This is a genomic window from Oleiagrimonas sp. (assembly GCF_027858935.1).
Taxonomy (GTDB): Bacteria; Pseudomonadota; Gammaproteobacteria; order Xanthomonadales; family Rhodanobacteraceae; genus Oleiagrimonas.
Window position 1 is genome coordinate 1 of the sequence record NZ_JAQIBU010000271.1, and the last position, 3,753, is coordinate 3,753.

Annotated in this window: 2 protein-coding genes; one reads left to right on the plus strand and one right to left on the minus strand. The window is 64.9% G+C overall.

The window, feature by feature from the left end:
• Positions 1-24 precede the first annotated feature (24 nt).
• A complete protein-coding gene (locus PF446_RS10145) occupies positions 25-447 on the plus strand; it encodes a DNA polymerase III subunit chi (protein ID WP_298071311.1) in 423 nt (140 codons plus the stop codon).
• Between the two features lie 9 nt (positions 448-456).
• On the opposite strand, the gene PF446_RS10150 is transcribed toward PF446_RS10145, so the two are convergent.
• On the minus strand, positions 457-3,753 hold a 3,297-nt coding region (locus PF446_RS10150; RefSeq protein WP_298071310.1), incomplete at its 5' end, for a hybrid sensor histidine kinase/response regulator.

The window sequence follows — 3,753 nt, forward strand, 5'->3', positions numbered from 1 at the left end:
ATCCCCAAGCCTGCTTGCGTGCCCATGCCCCGCGCCGATTTCTACCTGATCGACAAGCCCATCTACCGCGAGGACCCGCTGCTGCTGGTCTGCAAATTGGCGCAGCACGCCTGGTCGGCACAGCAACCGACACTGATCCTGGTGCGCGATTTCGCCCAGGCCGAGGCACTGGATGCAGCATTGTGGGCATTTGACGAGGACGCCTTCATCCCCCACCAGATCTGTGGCGACGACGACGATGCCAGCACGGCGGTCCTGATCGTTCCTCCCGGCGAGCACACACCGGACCGTCCGCTGGTGATCAACCTGCGCGATACGGTTCCCCCGGGGCACTTCGAACGGGTGCTGGAGGTGGTCGCCGCCGACCCGGGTGCGCGCGATGGCTCGCGAGAACGCTGGCGCGCATACCAGCAGAAAGGCTTTGCACTGGACAAGCACGACATGTAGCCGCTCTTTTCAGTCCAGCACTGCGCGCAGCGCCGCCTCCAGTTGCTCTCCGCTGAGCGGCTTGCGCAGGAACCCGTCCATGCCCGCCTCCCTGGCGTGATCCTCCTCATCGCCACCGGAACGCGCCGTGATCGCGATGATGGGCAGATGGGCTTGACCCGCTTCGCGTTCGCGCAGCATGCGCGCGACGGCAAAACCATCGATGCCGGGCAGGTCCAGATCCAGCAACATCACGTCAAACCCGTTGCCCTGGAGCTCGACCAGACCGGCAAGGCCGTTGGCCGCGTGTTGCACGCTGTGCCCGGCGGCCTCGAGCAGGCCCGAGATCACCTCGGCCACCGTGGCATCGTCCTCCACCAGCAACACGCGCCGGGTACGGCTTTCCACGGGTGTGGCTGATGAGGGCGCCGATGGACTTGCCGTCACCACCGGCAGCGGCAACCAGACCCGGAAGGTGCTGCCCTCGGGTCCGGAGGACGCCAACTCGACGCGTCCCTGCATCAAGCCAACCAGTTCGCGGCAGATCGCCAGACCCAGTCCACTGCCGGAGCCTCGCTCTGGACTGTCGCCCTGTTCGTAGCGATCAAAGAGTCGCGCGCGTGATGCGTCGGGAATCCCGGGGCCGGTATCGCGCACGCGCAAATCCAGCCCTCTGTCCACCCAGCCCATGTGCAGCTCGATTCCACCGCTGGGGGTGAACTTCAATGCGTTGTTGACCAGATTCAGCAGCACCTGCTTGATCCGTACGGCGTCCCCCTTGAGGCGCAGCGGCACCGCGTCATCGATCTCATGCGAGAGTTGCAGGCCCTTGGCCTGGGCCACGCCGCTTTCCAGCTGCACGATATCGTCGAGCAACACCCTCGGATCCAGCGCAGCCAGGTCCAACTCCAGACGGCCCGCCTCGATGCGCGCCATGTCCAGCGCCTCGTTGACCAATCGCAGCAGCATCGTGCCCGAGCGGCGGATGGTCTCCGCATAGCCGCGCTGACGTTCGGCAAGCGGGGAGCGCAGCAGCAGTTCGGCCATCCCCAGCACGCCGGTCATGGGCGTGCGGATCTCATGTCCCAGCGTGGCCAGGAAGTTCGACTTTGCGGCACTGGCCTGTTCGGCCATTGCGCGTTCGCGCTCGGCCAGCTGGAAGAGATGCCGCTGTTCGATACGACGACGGAACTGACGCAAGACCCCCCAAAGGATGGCCAGGGCAACCAGCACATAAGCAATCCAGGCCAGCGGCGTGGACCATGGCGGGCGTTGCACATGGATGCGCAGCGGCGGCAGGCTGGCCCAATCACTGTCGGGTCCGGCTGCCTCGATACGCAGCACATAGGAGCCATGCGCAAGTCCGGTGAAATCACGCTGGTTGCGGGTGCCGGTATCCACCCATCCGGAATCCAGTCCGGCCATGCGAAAACGATAATGATTGCGTGAAGGGTCCAGGTAGGACAGCGCCTGGGCCGATACATCAAGTTCGCGATCGTTCCAGCGAAGATTCAGGGGCTGTCCGTCAACAGGCAAGCGGATGGTCTTGCCGTCATGCTTGACCGTGGCCCGGGTCAACAGCAGGCGCGGCTTGGGTGGGCGCGAAAAAGGGGTCTCTGGATTCCAGCCCACCACACCGTGGAACGTGCCCGCGTAGAGCGTGCCGTCAGGCATGCGCTGCATCTTCACCGCATTGAACTCCGGGCTCGGCAGACCATCGTCTGCGCCAAACCTGCGGAACCCGCCCGAGGCCGGATCAAATCGCCACACGCCGTTCTGGGAAGCCATCCACACGCGACCACTCCGGTCGCACACCATGGCCACGACACGGACCTCCGGCCATCCCTGGTCCACATCGACCACCCGGTCCAGGTGAGCCCGGCCATCCTCAAGCCGGTAATGCTCCATGCGGTCCTTGCGCAGCAACCACAGGCCCTCGGCGTCAAAGGCGAAACTGGTGATCCGCCCGCGCTTGATGCCCGGCACGTCCACGAGATCGCCATGCAGCGGATCCAGCCGGGCGATGCCGCCGGAGCTGGACCGCCACAAGTGGCCCTGATGCATGTGCAACTGGATGACATCGTGATCTGCGGTTGTGCCGGCGCGCGTGGGTATCTCGCGCATATCCAGGGTGTGCCGGTTGATGCGATAGACGCCGCCGGTGGACATGCCGATATAGGCATTCCCGGCAGGGTCGGTGACCATTCGGTTGGGGCCGCTGTGCGAGCTACCGAGAGCGACCTTGCGGGCCTTGCCGTGGTCGTACAGGATCATGCCATGGGTATGCCCGACCCAAAGCGCCCCATTGCCTGCATCGGCGAGTGCGGTCACCGCCTCCTTCCCGACCGGCAGCACGACGTGGGTGATGTGTCCCGTCTGCGGATCCACGCGATCCATGCGTTCGAGCTTGCCTCCGACCAGCAGGTCATCACCATCGCGCGCAAGAGCGATCACACGCCCGATGGACAGGCTGCTCGGGTCACCTGGACGTGGGTTGAACACCGTGAACTGTCGCCAGCGTGGACTGAGATAACCCACGCCTCCGTCGCGTGTAGCCAGCCAGAGGCCGCCCTCGTGATCGATCATCAGCTTCCATATCAGAGTCCCCGGCACCCAGTCGGACAACTGTGGATGGGGCTGAAAGTAGCGGGAACGTCCGCTCGGACCGATCCAGTACAGACCGTCCGAGGTGCCGACCCAGAGGTTGCCATGCCGATCACGCACGCTGGTGAGGGTCGTGCGGGCGGGGACCTGGTCGGCAAGCATGCGGCGGGCCACGCCATCAGCACCCAGACGGTACAGGCCCTTGCTGGTGGAAAGTCGCAAGCGGCCCGGCCTGCCGTCAATGCTCCAGACCCGCGGAGAACCGGTCATGCCGGCAAAGGTCACATGCATGATCTGACCGTCCTTGGCGCGCTTGTCCAGGCCCGCCAGGCTGCCGATCCAGAGCGTACCGTCTTTCTGCGCATACAGTGACAGCACCAGATTCGAAGCCAGGCTGTGCGGGTTTTTGCGGTCATGCCGAAGATGCTGGATTTTACCGTTCGGAAGCAGCCGGTCAACGCCATAGTCCAGGACGCTGATCCAGATCGAGCCGTCCGCTCCTTCGGCCAGGGCCCCAATGTCGTCGCCTGCCAGACTGTCGGGATCGCCACGCTTGTGGCGCCATATCCTGAAATCGCCGGTGGCCGGTCGGTACAGGTTCAGTCCGGTGCCCTCGCCCCCCACCCAGACCCGCTGCCGGGAATCGATCAGCACCGAGGAAAGGTTGTTGGCGAGCAGGGAGTGCGGCTTGCGCGGGTCGTGGCGGAAGACGCGAAAATGCGT